Here is an 18,502-nt window from a genome sequence, read left to right on the forward strand (position 1 = left end):
CTGTGCGGTGGCTGTTCGAAATGCCTCCGCATCGCGCGGAACGTTACCGTACCGCGATCAGATGACCACTTAGACGCCCTCGCCGGGTGGCCTGCCTGACACCCGTTCGGATTCCAGGGCCTGCTGGAGGATGATCACAGCGGCGGCCTGGTCGATGACCGACCGGCCCTTCTTGGACTTCACTCCGGAGGCACGCAGCCCCTGACTGGCCGTGACCGTCGTCATCCGCTCGTCGACGAGCCTGACCGGCACCGGAGCGATGCCGCGGGCCAGCTCCTGCGTGAAGCGCCTGACCTTGGCCGCGGCCGGGCCCTCGCCCCCCTTGAGGGAGCGCGGGAGACCGACGACGACCTCGATCGGCTCGTACTCCTCGACGAGCTGCCTCAGACGTCGGTGTGCCGCCGGGACGTCACGGCCGGGGACGGTCTCCACCGGGGTGGCGAGGATCCCGTCGGGGTCGCACGAGGCGACCCCGATGCGGGCGTCCCCGACGTCGACGGCAAGGCGGCGGCCGCGGCGCATCACCGGGCGGTCCGCCCGGTCCCCCGATTCGTCGCCCACCTGGTCGTTGTCCGGCCCGTTCACTTGGCGGTGTCCGCCACGAGGCGCTCGACGGCGTCGACGGCGTCGCCGATGGCGGCCGGGTTCTGGCCGCCGCCCTGGGCGACGTCGGGCTTGCCGCCACCGCCGCCGCCGAGGGTCTTGGCGGCGGTGCGCACCAGGTCACCGGCCTTGAGACCGCGCTCGCGGGCGGCCTCGTTGGTGGCGATGACGGTCAGGGGCTTGCCGTTGACGGTGGTGAACAGGGCCACGACCGCGGCCCGGCCGCCCTGGATGCGGCCGCGCACGTCGAGGACCAGCTTGCGCAGGTCGTCGGCGGTGGTGCCGTCCGGGACCTGGCCGGTCACCAGGGCGATGCCGCGCACGTCCTTGGCGGAGTCGGCGAGACCGCCGGCGGCCTGGAGGACCTTCTCGGCGCGGAACTTCTCGATCTCCTTCTCGGCGTCCTTGAGCTTGCCGAGCATGGCGGAGACCTTCTCCGGAAGCTCCTCGGGACGGCCCTTGATCAGCTCCTGGAGCTGGGCGACGACCGTGTGCTCGCGGGCGAGGAAGTGGTAGGCGTCCACGCCGACCAGCGCCTCGATGCGGCGCACGCCGGAGCCGATGGACGACTCGCCGAGCAGCTTGACCAGGCCGAGCTGGGCGGTGTTGTGCACGTGGGTACCGCCGCACAGCTCCTTGGAGAAGTCGCCGATGGTGACGACGCGCACGCGCTCGCCGTACTTCTCGCCGAACTCGGCGATGGCCCCCTGCTTCTTGGCCTCGTCGATGCCCATGACGTCGGCGCGCACGTCGAGGTCGCGGGCGAGCACCTCGTTGATCTTCTGCTCGACGTCGGTCATCACGGCCGTCGGCACGGCGGAGGGCGAGCCGAAGTCGAAGCGGAAGCGGCCGGGCTGGTTCTCGGAACCGGCCTGGGCGGCCGTCGGGCCGAGGGCGTCGCGCAGGGCCTGGTGGGTGAGGTGGGTGGCCGAGTGGGCGCGGGCGATGGCGTGGCGGCGGCGGTCGTCGATCAAGGCCTGGGCCTTGGCACCGACGGTGACCTCGCCGACCTGCACGACGCCCTTGTGGACGTAAACGCCGGGGACCGGCTTCTGGCAGTCGCGGACCTCGATCACGGCGCCGGTGTCGACCTTGATCCGGCCGGTGTCGCCGATCTGGCCGCCGCCCTCGGCGTAGAACGGGGTGCGGTCCAGGACGATCTCGACCTCGTCGCCCTCGGTGGCGGCCGGGGAGGAGGCGCCGTCGACGAGGATGCCGACGATCGTGGACTCGGTCTCGGTGTCGGTGTAGCCGACGAAGTCGGTGGCGCCGGCCTTGTCGGCGATCTCCCGGTAGGCACCGGCGCCGGCGTGGCCGGTCTTCTTGGCCTGGGCGTCGGCCTTGGCGCGCTCCCGCTGCTCCTTCATCAGGCGGCGGAACCCGTCCTCGTCCACGGACAGCCCCTGCTCGGCGGCCATCTCCAGGGTGAGGTCGATCGGGAAGCCCCAGGTGTCGTGGAGCAGGAAGGCCTTGTCGCCGGCGAGGACGGTGCCGCCGCCGGCCTTGGTGTCGCTGACGGCGGTGTCGAGGATGTTAGTGCCGGCCTTCAGCGTCTTCAGGAAGGCGTTCTCCTCGGCGAGGGCGACCTTCTCGATCCGCTCGCGGTCGGTGAGCAGCTCGGGGTACTGCTGCCCCATCATCGCGATCACGACGTCGATCAGGTCCTTGACGACCGGTCCTGTGGCGCCGAGCAGCCGCATGTTGCGGATGGCGCGGCGCATGATGCGGCGCAGCACGTAGCCGCGGCCCTCGTTGCCGGGGGTGACGCCGTCGCCGATGAGCATCACGGAGGTGCGCATGTGGTCGGTGACCACGCGCAGGGAGACGTCCGAGGCCTGGGCGTCGCCGTAGGCCACGCCGGTCAGCTCGGTGGCCTTCTTGATGACGGCCATGGAGGTGTCGATCTCGTACATGTTCTGCACGCCCTGCAGAATCATGGCGAGGCGTTCCAGGCCGAGGCCGGTGTCGATGTTCTGGCTCGGCAGGTCCCCGAGGATCTCGAAGTCCTCCTTGCCGATGCCCTCGCCCCGCTCGTACTGCATGAAGACGAGGTTCCAGATCTCCACGTACCGCTCGTCGTTGACGGCGGGGCCGCCCTCGGCGCCGAACTCGGGGCCGCGGTCGTAGTTGATCTCGGAGCAGGGGCCGCAGGGGCCGGGGACGCCCATGGACCAGTAGTTGTCCTTCTTGCCGAGGCGCTGGATGCGCTCGGAGGGGACACCCACGACGTCGTGCCAGATGCGCTCGGCCTCGTCGTCGTCCTTGTAGACGGTGATCCACAGACGCTCGGGGTCGAGGCCGTAACCGCCCTTGTCCTGGGGGCTGGTGAGCAGCTCCCAGGCGTACTTGATGGCGCCTTCCTTGAAGTAGTCGCCGAAGGAGAAGTTGCCGCACATCTGGAAGAAGGTGCCGTGGCGCGTGGTCTTGCCTACCTCTTCGATGTCCGGCGTGCGCACGCACTTCTGCACGCTGGTGGCGCGGTCGAAGGGCGGCTTGACCTCACCGAGGAAGTAGGGCTTGAAGGGCACCATGCCGGCCGGGACGAGCAGCAGAGTCGGGTCGTCCGCGATGAGCGACGCCGAAGGGACGACGGTGTGACCGCGCTCCTCGAAGAAGCTCAACCAGCGGCGACGAATCTCGGCCGACTCCATCAGTGGTCCTCATTCCGGTTGTACGAGTACGTCGTCCTGACGTCGACGACGGACTTCGGGTTGTTGCTGTTCTCGATCGCGGCACGCCGCAGGGGCGACGCACGTTCCTGGTCGACGGGGGCCTGGTCGACGGGGGCCTTGAGGCCCAGCGCGTCGTCCAGTTCGGCCTCGCGCTGGGCCATGTTGTCGCGGACGTCGAGCGCGAAGCCCACCGCGCGGTCCTTGACCCGGGTGCCCACGTCCAGCGCCTTGTTGGCCGCGGTCGCGGCGAGGCTGTCGGGGGTCAGCTGCTTGAGCTTCCGGTTGACCTTGGTGGTGGCCCACACACCGGCGGCCACGCCGGTGCCGAACCAGAACGTACGGCGGAACATCGCTGGATCAGTCCTTCTTCCGCTTCGTCCGCCGCGCGGCCGGGATCGTACGGCCGACGATCACGGTACGCCGCGGCTCCTTGGCCGGGCCCGCGGGCACGTCCTCCTTGCGACCGCCCAGCGCCCGGCGCACGCCGTACCCGAACGCCGCGACCTTGACCAGGGGCCCGCCGAAGGTGGAGGCCACGGTGGTGGACAGCGCGGAGGCGTTCGAGGTGACCTCCTGGACGTCGGAGGCGATCGCGTCGACCCGGTCGATCTGGGTCTGCGCCGAGCGCACCGCCGACGAGGCGTCGGCCAGCAGCGGGACGGCCTGGTCGGTCACGTCCGCCACGAGCTTGGTGGTCGCCCTGAGCGTCTGGGCCAGCCTCGCCAGTGCGACGGCGAGGAAGGAGACCAGGATCGCCCAGAAGACGGCCACCAGGATCCCGGCCACCTCGCCACCGGACACTGTGTGCACCCGCTCCCTGAAAGACGTGCCTGAACATCGGGAAAGTCGTGCACCGAGCCTATCGCGCCGGGCACGGGGCTCCGTACCCGATTACCGTCGGCGCGCGGCGCGGTGCGGTGAAGTCGCGGGAAGCGATTGTACGGAGTGAATTCGGTTCAGTACGCTCCGTGTTTCATGCGAGACCATCGGCGCGACGGCATCCCGCACGGCAATCTACCGCTGGAACTCGACGCCTTCGTGGGGAGAGCGAGGGAGCTCGCGGAGCTGACCGGGGCGTTGGGCTCCGGGCGGCTGGTGACCGTCACCGGGACCGGTGGCGTCGGCAAGTCGCGCCTGGCCGCCCGGGCGGCCACGCGGTGCGCGCCCCGCGGCGGGGTGTGGCGGGTGGAGCTGGCGCCGCTGCGCGACGAGGAGTTCGTGGACTACGCGGTCGTGGAGGCGCTGGGCCTGACCGACCACACGACGCGGCTGCCGCGCGAGACGCTGTTCGCACATCTCGCCGAGCAGGAACTGCTGCTGGTCCTGGACGGGTTCGAGCACCTGGTCGACGCCTGTGCCGCGCTGGTGACCGACCTGCTGGGCCGCGCCCCCGGGCTGAGCGTGCTGGCGGTGGGCCGCAGGCCGCTGGGCGTGTCCGGGGAGCGGCTGGTTCCGCTGACGCCGCTGGGCCCGGAGGAGGCGGTGGAGCTGCTGACGGTCCGGGCGGGGCAGCGGCACCTCACCTACGGCTACGACGCCGACCTGGACGAGGACCACCGGGAGGTGCGCGAGCTGTGCCGGCGCCTGGACGGGATCCCGCTGGCGATCGAGCTGGCGGCGGGACGCCTCGGCGCACTGTCGCCGGGGCAGGTGCTGCAACGGCTCGACGACCGTTTCCGGCTGCTGACGGGCGGGGACCGCACCGCGCTGCCACGGCACCGGACGCTGCGCACGGCGATCGGCTGGAGCCACGAGCTGTGCACGCCGCCGGAGCGGCTGCTGTGGGCGCGGCTGTCGGTGTTCGCCGGGTCGTTCGACCTGGAGGCCGCCGAGTACGTGTGCAGCGGTGAGGGGCTGCCGACCGACGAGGTGCTGGACGTGCTCTCCGCGCTGCTCGCCCAGTCCGTGCTGACCCGCGAGGAGTCCTTGGCCGGGGTGCGGTACCGGATGCTCGACACGGTACGGGCGTACGGCGCCGACTGGCTGGAGGCGACGGGGGACGCGACGCGGCTGCGGCGGCGGCACCGGGACTGGTACGTGGGCCTGGCGACCTGGTGCGAGCTGGAGTGGTTCTCGCCGCGCCAGGGCGAGGTCGCCGCGCGGGTGGACGCGGAGCTGCCGAATCTGCGTGGCGCCCTGGAGCACTGTCTGACCGAGCCGGACGAGGCGCACCTGGGCCAGTATCTGGCGGGTGCCCTGTGGTTCCACTGGGTCGGCTGCGGTCGGCTGTCGGAGGGGCGGCACTGGCTGGAGCAGGCGGTGCGCCTGGACGCGGAGGCGACGGCGGGCGAACAGTCCCGGCTGAAGGCGCTGTGGGTGCTCGCCCACGTGGCGATCCTCCAGGGCGACACGGTGCCCGCGCTGGCGGCGCTCCAGGAGTGCCGTCAGGAGGCGGAGCGGTCGGCGAACCCCACGGCGGTGGCGTACGCGGAGCACCGCACCGGCTGTCTGGCCCTGGTGACGGACGACATGCCGCGCGCGGAGATGCTGCTGAGCTCCGCGCTGCACCGCTATCGGGAGATCGGCGAACTCAACAGCAACGTGCTGATGGGCCAGGTGGAGCTGGCGATGACCCGGGCGTTCCAGGGCGATCTGCCGGACGCGGTGCGCCTGTGCGAGGACGTGCGCCAGGTGTGCGACGACCACGGCGAGCGCTGGGCGCGCGGCTACGCCCTGTACGTCCTGGCCTACGCCGCCTGGAGCGACGGCGACCCGGTGCGCGCCCGTGAGCTGCTGGCCGACTGCCTGGGCAGTGCCCACCGCTTCCGGGACCAGCTGGGCTCGGTGCTGGCGGTGGAGCTGCTGGCGCTGGTCACGGTGGCGCAGGGCGACGCCGCGGAGGCCGCGGTGCTCCAGGGCGCGGCCGGGCGGATGTGGCCGTCGGTGGGGCTGCCGCTGTTCGGCTCGGCGCACTACAACGCGCCGCACGAGCTGTGCGAGGCGGCGGCCCGGGAGCAGCTGGGCGACGAGCGGTACGAGGAGTGCGTACGGCACGGGGCGCGGCTCGGCCGCCGGGAGGCGGTGTCGCGGGCGCTGCGCCGGCCCGGGGTGCCGGCCTCGCTGCCGGCGCCGCGTAAGGCCGGGCGGAGTGCCGCGGGCGCCCGGACGGCGAAGCCCGCCGCCTCACCCACCCGGAAGGGCGGGGAGACTGCGGGCTGAGGTACCGCGGGTGTACTGCGCCGGGGCTGGGATCAGCGGGCGTAGTACTCGACGACGAGCTGCTCGTCGCAGATCACCGGGATCTCCTTGCGGTTCGGCTCGCGGTCCAGGCGGAACGCCAGGGCCTTGAGGTTCACCTGGAGGTAGCGCGGGGTCTCGCCGTCGGGGGCGAAGCCACCTTCACGGGCGATCGTGAAGAGCGTCTTCTCCTTGGAGCGGTCGCGGACCTGCACGACGTCGTCCGGACGGACGCGGAAGGACGGCTTGTCGACCTTCTGGCCGTTGACCTGGATGTGGCCGTGGACGACCATCTGGCGGGCCTGGTAGATCGTCCGGGCGATGCCCGAGCGCAGGACCAGCGCGTCGAGACGGCGCTCGAGCTCGATGACCAGGGCCTCGCCGGTCTTCATGTTGGTCTTGGAGGCACGCTCGTAGGCGCGGACGAGCTGGCGCTCGCTGAGGTCGTACTGCGCGCGCAGACGCTGCTTCTCGAGCAGACGGACCTTGTAGTCCGAGTTCTGCTTGCGGCCGCGGCCGTGCTCACCCGGCGGGTAGGGACGGGCCTCGAAGTACTTGACGGCCTTCGGGGTCAGCGCGATGCCGAGGGCACGCGACTTCTTGACCTTGGGGCGGGGCTGGTTCGCCACTGTCTGTGTCTCTTTCCTGGTTTCCGGCTTGTCAGGGTTGAGGGAGGTCGCAATCCGCAGCCGGGGAAACCCGTCCGGTCCCTGTCGGGACCTGCCGGGCAGCCGCTCCCTGGTCTGGGCACATACGTGCAGCACGCGAGTGGCCCACCGACCGCTCCCGGAAGCCGGGTGGTGGTGGGCTGCCCGCGACACCTATCGACGGTGCGCGACGCTCCTGGAACCCGCTGGGGGTTCCGGCCGGTTGTCCCGTTCTGACTGCACGGGACTCGGCACTTCGGGCGATTCTACAGGCTGCTCAGGACCGCTTGCGACCGAGGTGCCCGCGGGTCCACTCCACCGCGTCCGCGTAGCGGGCCTCGGCGCCGTGCCGGGTCGGCTCGTAGTACGTCCGGTCCTTCAGCTCGTCCGGGGCGTACTGCTGGGCGGCGATGCCCTCCGGCAGGTCGTGCGGGTACACGTACCCCTGTCCGTGCCCCAGCTTGCCTGCGCCCTTGTAGTGGCTGTCGCGCAGATGCGAGGGGACCGGTCCGGCGTGCCCCTTGCGTACGTCGTCCAGGGCGGCGCCGATGGCGGTGGTCGCGGCGTTGGACTTCGGGGCGAGGGCGAGGGCGATGGTGGCGTGGCTGAGGGTGAGGGCGGCCTCGGGGAAGCCGATCATGGCGACGGCCTGGGCGGCGGCGACGGCGATCGGCAGCGCGTTCGGATCGGCCAGGCCGATGTCCTCGCTGGCGGAGATCATCAGGCGCCGGGCGATGAAGCGGGGGTCCTCGCCGGCCTCGACCATGCGGGCCAGGTAGTGCAGGGCGGCGTCCACGTCGGAGCCGCGGATGGACTTGATCAGGGCGCTGGCGACGTCGTAGTGCTGGTCGCCGTCGCGGTCGTACTTCACCGCGGCCCGGTCGACCGTCTCCTCCAGCGTGGTCAGGGCGATCTCCGTCTCGCCCTTGTCCAGCGCGGCCCCGGCGGCGGCCTCCAGGGCGGTCAGGGCCCGGCGGGCGTCGCCGCCGGCGATGCGCAGCAGGTGCTCCTCGGTGTCCTCGGGCAGGCCCACGGCGTCCCCCAGGCCGCGCTCGTCGGTCAGGGCGCGGCGGAGCAGGCCGCGGACGTCGTCGTCGGTGAGGGGTTCGAGGGTGAGCAGGAGGGAGCGGGAGAGCAGCGGGGAGATCACCGAGAAGTACGGGTTCTCGGTGGTGGCGGCGATCAGGGTGACCCAGCGGTTCTCGACGGCGGGGAGCAGGGAGTCCTGCTGGGCCTTGCTGAAGCGGTGGATCTCGTCGAGGAAGAGGACGGTCTCCTTGCCGTACCCGCCGACCGCGCGGCGGGCGCCGTCGATGACCGCGCGGACCTCCTTGACGCCCGCGGTGATCGCGGACAGCTCCACGAAGCGCTTGTTGGTGGCCTTGGAGACGACGTACGCCAGGGTGGTCTTGCCGGTGCCCGGCGGGCCCCAGAGGATGACCGAGGAGGGCCCCGCGGGGCCGGTACCGCCCTCGCCGACGAGTCGGCGCAGGGGAGAACCGGGCTTGAGCAGGTGCTGCTGACCGACGACCTCGTCGAGGGTGCGCGGGCGCATCCGCACGGCGAGGGGGCTGCCGGTCGGGTCCTTCTCCTGGCGTTCTTCGGCTGCGGCGGTGAACAGGTCGGGCTCCACGCTCTGAACCCTAAATGACCGCACTGACAACGCGACGGGCCAGGTGGGCCAGGGCGGCCGACCGGCCCGTCAGCTGGTCCAGAAGTCCCACCAGCGAGTGAGGATCATCATGCCGATGATGCCGACGTGCAGCACCGGCAGGACCCAGGTGAACTCGCCGAAGAAGCCGCGCAGCCAGGTCGGCGCGGGCAGGAAGCCCTTGCGGACGTTGAACGACGTCACGTACCAGAACATCAGGATCGTGGCGACCCAGGCCAGGCAGCACCACAGGCACAGCGCGTTGATCCGGTACAGGGACTGGAACTGCAGCCAGGACACGAACCCGACACCGAAGAGGCAGCCGGCGTTGAAGGTGAGCCAGTACCAGCGCGGGAAGCGGGCCCGGGCGAGCAGGCTCATGCCGACGCAGATCACGATCGCGTAGGCGGCAAGGCCGAGCATCGGGTTGGGGAAGCCGAAGACGGAGGCCTGGTCGCTCTCCATGACGCTGCCGCAGGAGACGACGGGGTTGAGGCTGCAGCCGGGCGTGAAGGTCGTGCCGGCGACCTTGGCCTCGAGCAGCTTCTGCTTGTCGATCGTGATGACCCACGCGGCGAGCAGGCCGGCCGCGCCCGTGATCACCAGCAGCAGCGCGAGGGCGCGGCTGCCGCCCTCGGTGCGCGGTGTTCCGGCGGTGGCTTCCGGCGCGGACTCTGCCACGGTGGAGACGTCCTTCACTGTCGTCTTGCTCATCACGCCGATTCCGTCACTTGAGAGTCGGACCTGCTTCGGGCAGGGCCATTGTGCCGCACCACCCTGTATGGCCACCGTTCGATGAACACATGAACGGATCGAAGGTCACTCCGAAGCGGCCCGTTCCGGCCACCACCCGTTCTCCAGGGGCACACGCGAACGAGAACGCGCGCCCCTGGAGGCGACGAGGCGTACAGGCCTGCTAACCGAGCCTGGACTCCAGCTCCGCCACGACCTCGTTGACGCCGATCGCGATCTGCTCGCCGGACTCCATGTCCTTGAGCTGGACGACACCCTCGGCCAGGTCGCGCTCGCCGAGGACCAGGGTGTAGCGGGCGCCCGAGCGGTTGGCCGCCTTCATCGCGGCCTTCAGGCCCTTGCCGCCGTAGGAGAAGTCGGCGGCGACGCCGTTCTTGCGCAGCTCGGTGACCTTGGCGAAGAGGATCCTGCGGGCCTCCTCGCCCAGCGGGACCGCGAAGACGGAGGTGACGGACGGGATGTCCGGTTCGATGCCCTCCGCCTCCAGGGCGAGGACGGTGCGGTCGACGCCGAGGGCCCAGCCGACCGACGGCAGGGACGGGCCGCCGATCATCTCGGACAGGCCGTCGTAGCGGCCGCCGCCGCCCACCGCGGACTGGGAGCCGAGGCCGTCGTGGACGAACTCGAACGTGGTGCGCGTGTAGTAGTCCAGGCCGCGGACCAGCTTCGGGTCGTCCTCGAAGACCACGCCGGCCGCGGTGACCAGCTCGCGCACCTCCTCGTGGTATGCCTTGCACGCGTCGCACAGGTAGTCGCGCAGCAGCGGGGCGCCGGTCAGCTGCTTCTGGACGTCGGGGCGCTTGTCGTCCAGGACGCGCAGCGGGTTGATCTCGGCGCGGCGCAGGGTGTCCTCGTCCAGGTCCAGGCCGCGCAGGAAGTCCTGGAGCGCGGCCCGGTAGACGGGGCGGCACTCCTTGTCGCCCAGGGAGTTGAGCAGGATGCGGAAGTTCTGCAGGCCGAGCGCGCGGTACGACTGGTCGGCCAGGATGATCAGTTCGGCGTCCAGGGCCGGGTCCTCGGCGCCGATCGCCTCGGCACCGACCTGGGAGAAGTGGCGGTAACGGCCCTTCTGGGGGCGCTCGTAGCGGTACTGCGAGCCCGAGTACCAGACCTTCACCGGCAGGTTGCCCGCCTTGTGCAGGTTGGCCTCCAGGACCGCGCGCAGCACGGCGGCGGTCGTCTCCGGGCGCAGGGCGAGCCGGTCGCCGCCCTTGGTCTCGAAGACGTACATCTCCTTGGTCACGATGTCGGTCGACTCACCGACTCCGCGCGCGAACAGCTCGACGTTCTCGAAGCCGGGCGTCTCGATGTAGCCGTAGCCGGAGTTGCGCAGCGGGGCGGCGATCGCCTCACGGACGGCCAGGAACTTGGCGGAGTCGGGCGGCAGCAGGTCGTACGTGCCCTTGGGGGCCTTGAAGGTGCTCACGGGATGTCTCGTCACATTCCTCGTCGGGGCGCGTCAACAGCGCTGTGTCCTTGCCGGCCTGCGGCCGCTTGCCGCAGATACGGGTTGGTGGCGCGCTCCTGGCCGATGGTCGTGTAGTCGTTGTGACCGGGCAGCACCACGGTGGAGTCGTCGAGCGGCAGGGCCACGCGGGCCAGGGACTCGAGCATGTCGTCCATGGAGCCACCGGGGAAGTCGGTGCGTCCGACGGAGCCGGCGAACAGCAGGTCTCCCGAGAACATGACCGGCGGGATGTCCGCCGACTCGGGCAGGCCGAAGGTCACCGACCCCTTCGTATGGCCCGGCGCGTGCGCGACCGTCAGCTCCAGACCCGCCAGGTCCAGCTTCGCGCCGTCGGTCAGCTCCTTGACGTCGTCCGGCTCCCCGACGGTCAGCTCGCCCATGAGCGGCATGCCGATGGTGCGGCCGATGCCCTTCTCGGGGTCGCTCATCATGTACCGGTCCTCGGGGTGGATCCAGGCGGGCACGTCGTGCGCGCCGCACACCGGGACGACCGAGGCGACGTGGTCGATGTGGCCGTGGGTGAGGACGACGGCGACGGGCTTGAGCCGATGTTTGCGGATCGCTTCTTCGACTCCGGGGGCCGCCTGGTGGCCCGGGTCGATGATCACGCACTCCTCGCCGGCGGCGGGGGCGACGAGATAGCAGTTCGTCCCCCAGGCGCCGGCCGGGAACCCGGCAATGAGCACGATCGTCCTTCGTTTGTGTCGGTACGGGTGGGCTTGCGAACGGGCCGCGCCCATGGTCAGAGCCTACCGGCGGTGCCGTTTCCTCAGCGAACCCATATACGGTACGGGGCTACACGCCCACGGTCGGCTCATCGCACCCACGCGTACCGGTCGGCACACGAAGACGCATGAGGAGAGAACCCGGTGGTCACCCAGGAGCAGCGGCGGCGTCAGCTCGCCCGGGAGAAGTTCTTGCGGCAGCAGCAGCGACGCACCTCCGCGCGACGCAAGGCCCGCATGCGCAACGCCGCGATCGCGTCGGTGCTCGGCGTGATTCTGATCGGCAGTGTCGCGCTGTACACGACCGGAGTGGTCCTGGGGGACGACGACGACAAGACGAACGCGAGCGCGGAGGTCACGCCGAGCGCCTCGGCTCCGAGCAAGGCGCCGGACCCGTGCGACAAGCCCGCCGAGGGCAAGGTCGAGACGCAGACCTGGAAGAAGGAACCTGCGATGACCATCGACAAGTCGGCGAAGTACACGATGAAGCTGGCGACGACCTGCGGTGACATAGACATCGCCCTGAAGTCGTCGGCGGCTCCGCACACCGTCAACTCGTTCAACTTCCTGGCCGGCAAGGGCTTCTTCGACCACACGCCGTGCCACCGGCTCACCACCAACGGGATCTACGTGCTCCAGTGCGGCGACCCGACGGGCCAGGGCAACGGCGGTCCGGGCTACACCATCCCGGACGAGAACCTGAAGGACAAAAGCCTCAAGGAGAACACGTACCCGGCGGGCACGGTGGCGATGGCGAACACCGGTCAACCGGGCTCCGGCGGCAGCCAGTTCTTCCTCGTGTACCAGGACAGTCCGCTGCCGCCGAGCTACACGCCGTTCGGCACCATCTCGGACAAGGGCATGACCGTGCTGAAGAAGATCGTCGCCGCCGGGGAGAGCACCGGCGCGGGCGACGGAGCACCCAACGCGACGGTCGTGATCGACAAGGCCACCGTCACGAAATCCTGACCCTCATCAGCAAAAGTTCGGTCGCGCGGGATGCGGACAGGCCACCCGCCGGTCGCCTATGTTTGCCGAGACGAAATTGTGGACGATGCCCGGGGGTAGCGAAGCCCTCCGCAGGCATCATGTGGAGGAGGCGCTGTGAGCAGCGACCCGTGGGGCCGCGTCGACGAGACGGGGACCGTGTACGTGCGTACGGCCGACGGCGAGAAGGTCGTCGGCTCCTGGCAGGCAGGCTCCCCCGAGGAGGCACTGGCCTACTTCGAACGCAAGTACGAAGGCCTGGTTGTCGAGATCGGCCTCCTCGAAAAGCGGGTGAAGACCACCGACCTGTCGGCGAAGGACGCCCAGACCGCCGTCGACCATCTGCGGGAGCAGGTGGACGCGCACCACGCGGTCGGCGATCTGGAAGCCCTGCGGGCCCGGCTGGACAAGCTCGTCGCGCTGGTGGAGACCCGGCGCGAGGAGCGCAAGGCCCAGCGGGCCAAGCAGTCCGACGAGGCGCGCGGCGCCAAGGAGGCACTGGTCGCCGAGGCCGAGGAGCTGGCCCGCTCGGACCAGTGGCGGGCGGCCGGTGAGCGGCTGCGCTCCCTGGTGGACACCTGGAAGGGCCTGCCGCGGCTGGACCGCAAGTCCGACGACGAGCTGTGGCACCGCTTCTCGCACGCGCGCTCGGCGTTCTCCAAGCGCCGCAAGCAGCACTTCGCGCAGCTCGACGCGCAGCGCGAGGAGGCCCGCCGGACCAAGGAGCGGCTGGTCTCCGAGGCCGAGGCGCTGTCGAACTCGACGGACTGGGGACCGACGGCCGCGCGCTACCGCGACCTGATGTCCGAGTGGAAGGCCGCGGGCCGCGCCCAGCGCGAACACGAGGACGACCTGTGGAACCGCTTCCGCGGCGCCCAGGACGTGTTCTTCGCCGCCCGCAGCTCGGTCTTCGCCGAGCGGGACGCGGAGCAGACGGAGAACCTGAAGCTCAAGGAGGAGCTGGCCGAGGAGGCCGAGAAGCTCGTCCCGGTCACCGACCTCAAGGCGGCCCGTGCCGCGTTCCGCTCGGTCAACGAGCGCTGGGAGGCCATCGGCCACGTGCCGCGCGACGCCCGGCCGAAGGTCGAGGGCCGGATGCACGCGGTCGAGCGGGCGCTCCAGGACGCCGAGGAGACCGAGTGGCGCCGGAGCAACCCGGAGGCACGCGCGCGTGCCGAGGGTCTGACCGGTCAGCTCCAGGCCGCCGTGGACAAGCTGCGCTCCCAGATCGAGCAGGCACGCGCCCAGGGCAACAACGCCAAGGCCGACAAGCTCGGGCGTGAGCTGGAGGGCCGGCAGGCGCTGCTGGACCAGGCGCTCAAGGGGCTGCACGAGTTCGGCGGCTGACGGCCGGCACACGCTCAACCGCGAAGGGGCTCCCGTACACGCCGTACGGGAGCCCCTTCGCCTGTGTGGGCGCCGCTAGGACGGCCTGCGCGCCGATGTCACCCGGTACACGTCGTAGACGCCCTCCACGCCGCGTACGGCCTTCAGGACGTGACCGAGGTGCTTGGGGTCGCCCATCTCGAAGGTGAAGCGGGAGGTGGCGACCCGGTCGCGGGAGGTCTGGACGGCCGCGGAGAGGATGTTGACGTGCTGGTCGGACAGCACGCGCGTGACGTCCGAGAGGAGCCGTGAGCGGTCCAGGGCCTCGACCTGGATGGCGACCAGGAAGACGGAGGACTGGCTGGGGGCCCACTCGACCTCGAGGATGCGCTCCGGCTCGCGGGACAGCGAGTCCACGTTCACGCAGTCGCTGCGGTGCACGGACACGCCGCTGCCGCGGGTGACGAAGCCGATGATGGGGTCGCCGGGAACGGGCGTACAACAGCGGGCCAGCTTGATCCACACGTCGTCGACGCCCTTGACGACGACGCCCGGGTCGGCGTTGGTCCGGCGCTTGCGGCCGCGGGCCGGCGGGATCGACTCGTCGATCTCCTCGGTGGCGGCCTCCTCGCCGCCCAGCGCCTGGACCAGCTTCTGCACGATGTTCTGCGCGGAGACATGGCCCTCGCCGATCGCCGCGTACAGCGCGGAGATGTCCGAGTACCGCATCTCGTGGGCGAGCGTGACCAGGGAGTCGCCGGTCAGGATGCGCTGGATCGGCAGGTTCTGCTTGCGCATGGCGCGGACGATGGCGTCCTTGCCCTGCTCGATCGCCTCGTCGCGGCGCTCCTTGGAGAACCAGGCGCGGATCTTGTTGCGGGCCCGCGGCGACTTCACGAAGCCGAGCCAGTCGCGGGAGGGGCCGGCGCCGGCCGCCTTGGAGGTGAAGACCTCCACCAGGTCGCCGTTGTCCAGGGTGGACTCCAGCGGGACGAGCCGCCCGTTGACCCGTGCCCCTATGGTGCGGTGGCCGACCTCGGTGTGGACGGCGTAGGCGAAGTCCACGGGGGTGGCCCCGGCCGGGAGCGCTATGACGTCGCCCTTGGGCGTGAAGACGAAGACCTCGTTGCGCGAGAGGTCGAAGCGCAGGGACTCCAGGAACTCACCGGGGTCCTCGGTCTCCTTCTGCCAGTCGAGCAGCTGGCGCAGCCACGCCATGTCGTTGAGGTGGTCGTCCTTGCTCTTGCCGGACGACTTGGGGGCGTCGCTGCGCACCTTGGAGGCGCCGGCGACGGCCTCCTGCTTGTACTTCCAGTGCGCGGCGATGCCGTACTCGGCGCGGCGGTGCATGTCGAAGGTGCGGATCTGCAGCTCGACCGGCTTGCCGCCGGGCCCGATGACCGTCGTGTGCAGCGACTGGTACATGTTGAACTTGGGCATCGCGATGTAGTCCTTGAACCGCCCCGGAACCGGGTTCCAGCGGGCGTGGACCGTGCCGAGCGCCGCGTAGCAGTCGCGGACGGTGTCCACCAGGACGCGGATGCCCACCAGGTCGTAGATCTCCGCGAAGTCACGGCCGCGGACGATCATCTTCTGGTAGACGCTGTAGTAGTGCTTGGGGCGGCCGGTGACGGTCGCCTTGATGCGGGCCGCGCGCAGGTCCTGCTGGACCTCGTCGGTGACGACGGCGAGGTACTCGTCGCGCTTGGGGGCGCGCTCGGCGACCAGGCGGACGATCTCGTCGTACATCTTGGGGTAGAGGATCGCGAAGGCGAGGTCCTCCAGCTCCCACTTGATGGTGTTCATGCCCAGCCGGTGGGCGAGCGGCGCGTAGATCTCCAGGGTCTCGCGCGCCTTCTTCTCCTGCTTCTCGCGCTTGAGGTAGCGCATGGTGCGCATGTTGTGCAGGCGGTCGGCGAGCTTGATGACCAGGACGCGCGGGTCCTTGGCCATGGCGACGACCATCTTGCGCACGGTCTCGGCCTGCGCGGCCTCGCCGAACTTGACCTTGTCCAGCTTGGTGACGCCGTCGACGAGCAGGGTGACCACGTCGCCGAAGTCGCGGCGCAGGTCCTCCAGGCCGTACTCGGTGTCCTCGACGGTGTCGTGCAGCAGCCCGGCCATCAGCGTGGCCGGGTCCATGCCCAGCTCGGCGAGGATGGTGGTGACGGCGAGCGGGTGCGTGATGTACGGGTCGCCGCTCTTGCGCTTCTGGCCGCGGTGCCAGCGCTCGGCGACCTGGTAGGCGCGCTCGATCTGGCGCAGCGTCGACGTCTCGATCTTGGGGTCGTTGCCGCGCACTATCCGCAGCAGGGGCTCCAGGACCGGGTTGTACGGGTTGGCGCGCTGGACGCCGAGGCGGGCGAGGCGGGCCCGGACGCGGTTGGAGGAGCCGGAGCGGGCGGGCTGCCCGGAGGGGGAACGGACCACGGGCGCGTTCTGCGGGCGCTCGGGCGGCAGGGGCTTGGGGCGCGACTGCTGCTCGGCCGGCTTGTCGACGGGTGCGGCCGGGGCGTGCTGGATCGGCCCGCGCGTGTCGTTCTTCGCCTGGGGCGCGCTCGGTGCGGGCTTCGCCGCGGGCGCCGAGGCGGACTCGGGCTTTGCGGCGGTCAGTGGCTGGGCCTCGTCTGGCAAGAGGACTCCTCGTGCGCGATCCGGGTCCCCCGGTCAGGCTCCGGAAACCCCATGGTAGCGATCCTGCGCCCCAGGATCGCCTTCAGGCCGATGTGAGGGCCGTCAACCCCTGTAACGCCTGAGGCGGGCGCCGGATTCCTCCGGGCCCGCCTCACGTCGCGCGGTGGGTGCTCTCGGCGCGCTCAGACCGTGAGCAGCGCCTTCAGCGGTGCCCCGGCCAGAGCGGGCTCCAGGCGGGCGCGGCCGCCGAGGAAGCCCAGCTCCATCAGGACGGCGAGGCCCGCGACCTCGGCGCCGGCCCGGCGGATCAGCTCCAGCGAGGCCTCCGCTGTGCCGCCGGTGGCGAGGACGTCGTCGACGACCAGCACGCGGTCGCCCGCGGTCAGGTCCTCGGCGTGCACCTCGATCTCGGCGGAGCCGTACTCCAGCTCGTACGCCTGGCTGAGGGTGGCTCCGGGGAGCTTGCCCGCCTTGCGTACGGGGATGAAGCCGAGGCCCGCCCTCAGGGCCACCGGGGCGCCGAGGATGAAGCCGCGGGCCTCCAGACCGACGACCTTGGTGGCGCCGGTGATCCCGGCGACCTCGGCGAGCGCGTCGGTCAGGACGGTGAACGCGGCCGGGTCCGCCAGGAGCGGGGTGATGTCCTTGAACACCACACCCGGCTCCGGGTAGTCCGCCACATCCCGGATACGGCTGAGGAGCAGCTCCGTGATGTCGGTCGTGCCGGTCATCGGCGCTTCCCCGAGGGTCGGCCGCGTCCCCGGCCGCGGGACGCGGGCTGGTTGCGGGGACCGACGACCGCGGGAGCCGCGTCGTCGTCCTCGTCGGCACCGTCCTCGGCGTAGGAGCCCCCGGCGACGGCTGCGTCCTCCGGCTCACCCTTGGCCGCCGCCTGGGCGCGCTTGGCGAGGACCCGCTTCTTGAGGGCCTTCATCTGCGGCTCGGCCTCCTTGAGGTCGGCGACGAGCGGCGTGGCGATGAAGATCGACGAGTACGCGCCCGCGGCGAGACCGACGAACAGCGACAGCGAGATGTCGTTGAGCATGCCGGCGCCGAGGACACCGCCGCCGATGAACAGCAGACCGCCCACCGGCAGCAGCGCGACCACCGTGGTGTTGATGGAGCGGACCAGGGTGCTGTTGATCGAGCGGTTGGCGATCTCCGCGTAGGTCCAGCGGGTCTGCTTGGTGATGTCCCTCGTCTGCTCCTTGAGGCTGTCGAAGACGACGACCGTGTCGTAGAGCGAGTAACCGAGGATCGTGAGCAGACCGATCACCGTGCCCGGTGTGACCTCGAAGCCGACGAGGGCGTAGATGCCGACCGTGATGGTGATGTCGTGGATCAGCGCGACGAACGCGGCCAGTGCCATCCGCCACTCGAACGCGATCGCCAGGTAGATCACCACGAGGACCATGAAGATCCCGAGGCCCTGCCAGGCCTTGTTCGCGATCTGGTCGCCCCAGCTGGGGCCGACCAGGTCCGCGTTGATCCTCTCCGCCGGGACGTCCAGGTTCTTGGAGAGGTCTTCCTTGATCTGGTCCGACTGGGCGGTGTCGGTGCCGGCGATCTGGATGCGCATGCTGCCGTCGCCGAGCTTCTGGACGATCGCGTCGTGGCCGGAGGCCTCTTCCGCCCAGGTCTCGGCCTGGGAGACCGAGGCGCTCATGTTCTTCGGGGTGGTGAAGACCGCGCCGCCCTGGAACTCGATGCCCATGTGCAGTCCGCGCACCGCCAGGCCGACGATGGCCGTGATGGTGATGAGGATCGAGATGCCGTACCAGATCTTGCGGTTCTTGACGAAGTCGTAGCCGACCTCGCCGTGGTGCAGTCGGGCGCCGAGTGTGCCGAGCTTCGACATC

15 protein-coding genes are annotated in these 18,502 nt (G+C 70.6%); 3 read left to right on the forward strand and 12 right to left on the reverse strand.

Features of this window, described 5'->3' with window-relative positions; translation table 11 throughout:
• Positions 1-69: 69 nt before the first annotated feature.
• The 4 genes from ruvX to ACGH7X_RS07450 are packed head-to-tail and all read right to left on the reverse strand — an operon-like array spanning position 70 to position 4,085.
• Positions 70-522, reverse strand: coding sequence for a Holliday junction resolvase RuvX (gene ruvX, locus ACGH7X_RS07435; RefSeq protein ID WP_217166057.1), 453 nt, complete (start codon positions 520-522; stop codon positions 70-72).
• A gap of 59 nt (positions 523-581) precedes the next feature.
• Entirely contained in the window at positions 582-3,254 is a 2,673-nt protein-coding gene (gene alaS / locus ACGH7X_RS07440; protein ID WP_399882829.1) for an alanine--tRNA ligase, read from the reverse strand.
• The gene (locus tag ACGH7X_RS07445) at positions 3,254-3,625 is read right to left on the reverse strand and encodes a hypothetical protein (RefSeq protein WP_399882831.1); all 372 of its coding nucleotides are present in this window, start codon (positions 3,623-3,625) and stop codon (positions 3,254-3,256) included. The genes alaS and ACGH7X_RS07445 overlap by 1 nt, the downstream gene beginning before the upstream one ends.
• Positions 3,626-3,632: 7 nt before the next feature.
• A complete protein-coding gene (locus ACGH7X_RS07450) occupies positions 3,633-4,085 on the reverse strand; it encodes a DUF948 domain-containing protein (protein ID WP_399882833.1) in 453 nt (150 codons plus the stop codon).
• A gap of 165 nt (positions 4,086-4,250) precedes the next feature.
• On the opposite strand from ACGH7X_RS07450, the gene ACGH7X_RS07455 reads away from it, so the two are divergent.
• Positions 4,251-6,434, forward strand: coding sequence for an ATP-binding protein (locus tag ACGH7X_RS07455; RefSeq protein WP_399882835.1), 2,184 nt, complete (start codon positions 4,251-4,253; stop codon positions 6,432-6,434).
• A 32-nt stretch (positions 6,435-6,466) separates the two neighbouring features.
• Here ACGH7X_RS07455 and rpsD read toward each other — a convergent pair whose 3' ends face one another.
• From rpsD to ACGH7X_RS07480, 5 genes are all read right to left on the reverse strand, one after another.
• Positions 6,467-7,081 (reverse strand): 30S ribosomal protein S4, encoded by a 615-nt coding sequence (gene rpsD, locus ACGH7X_RS07460; RefSeq protein WP_031035730.1) that lies wholly within the window; start codon positions 7,079-7,081, stop codon positions 6,467-6,469.
• A 295-nt stretch (positions 7,082-7,376) separates the two neighbouring features.
• Positions 7,377-8,732 (reverse strand): replication-associated recombination protein A, encoded by a 1,356-nt coding sequence (locus ACGH7X_RS07465; protein ID WP_399882836.1) that lies wholly within the window; start codon positions 8,730-8,732, stop codon positions 7,377-7,379.
• A gap of 69 nt (positions 8,733-8,801) precedes the next feature.
• On the reverse strand, positions 8,802-9,464 hold the full coding sequence (locus ACGH7X_RS07470) for a vitamin K epoxide reductase family protein (RefSeq protein ID WP_399882838.1): 663 nt from the start codon (positions 9,462-9,464) through the stop codon (positions 8,802-8,804).
• A gap of 202 nt (positions 9,465-9,666) precedes the next feature.
• On the reverse strand, positions 9,667-10,929 hold the full coding sequence (gene hisS / locus ACGH7X_RS07475; RefSeq protein WP_399882840.1) for a histidine--tRNA ligase: 1,263 nt from the start codon (positions 10,927-10,929) through the stop codon (positions 9,667-9,669).
• A gap of 11 nt (positions 10,930-10,940) precedes the next feature.
• A complete protein-coding gene (locus ACGH7X_RS07480) occupies positions 10,941-11,657 on the reverse strand; it encodes an MBL fold metallo-hydrolase (RefSeq protein WP_399882842.1) in 717 nt (238 codons plus the stop codon).
• 183 nt (positions 11,658-11,840) lie between these two features.
• Here ACGH7X_RS07480 and ACGH7X_RS07485 point away from each other — a divergent pair, with 183 nt between their 5' ends.
• Positions 11,841-12,665 carry a peptidylprolyl isomerase gene (locus tag ACGH7X_RS07485; protein ID WP_399882844.1) on the forward strand — a complete coding sequence of 275 codons (825 nt, stop codon included), beginning with the start codon at positions 11,841-11,843 and terminating at the stop codon, positions 12,663-12,665.
• 135 nt (positions 12,666-12,800) lie between these two features.
• The gene (locus ACGH7X_RS07490; protein WP_399882846.1) at positions 12,801-14,030 is read left to right on the forward strand and encodes a DUF349 domain-containing protein; all 1,230 of its coding nucleotides are present in this window, start codon (positions 12,801-12,803) and stop codon (positions 14,028-14,030) included.
• A 75-nt stretch (positions 14,031-14,105) separates the two neighbouring features.
• Here ACGH7X_RS07490 and relA read toward each other — a convergent pair whose 3' ends face one another.
• The 3 genes from relA to secF form a co-directional block, all read right to left on the reverse strand.
• Positions 14,106-16,643 (reverse strand): GTP pyrophosphokinase, encoded by a 2,538-nt coding sequence (gene relA, locus ACGH7X_RS07495; RefSeq protein ID WP_399882848.1) that lies wholly within the window; start codon positions 16,641-16,643, stop codon positions 14,106-14,108.
• A 182-nt stretch (positions 16,644-16,825) separates the two neighbouring features.
• Positions 16,826-17,374 (reverse strand): adenine phosphoribosyltransferase, encoded by a 549-nt coding sequence (locus ACGH7X_RS07500; protein ID WP_399882850.1) that lies wholly within the window; start codon positions 17,372-17,374, stop codon positions 16,826-16,828.
• Positions 17,371-18,501, reverse strand: a complete 1,131-nt coding sequence (gene secF, locus ACGH7X_RS07505; protein WP_399882852.1) for a protein translocase subunit SecF — start codon at positions 18,499-18,501, stop codon at positions 17,371-17,373. Before secF ends, ACGH7X_RS07500 begins: the two co-directional genes overlap by 4 nt.
• Between the last annotated feature and the right edge of the window lies 1 nt (position 18,502).

Source organism: Streptomyces sp. BBFR51, from assembly GCF_044591655.1.
Classification (GTDB): Bacteria; Actinomycetota; Actinomycetes; order Streptomycetales; family Streptomycetaceae; genus Streptomyces.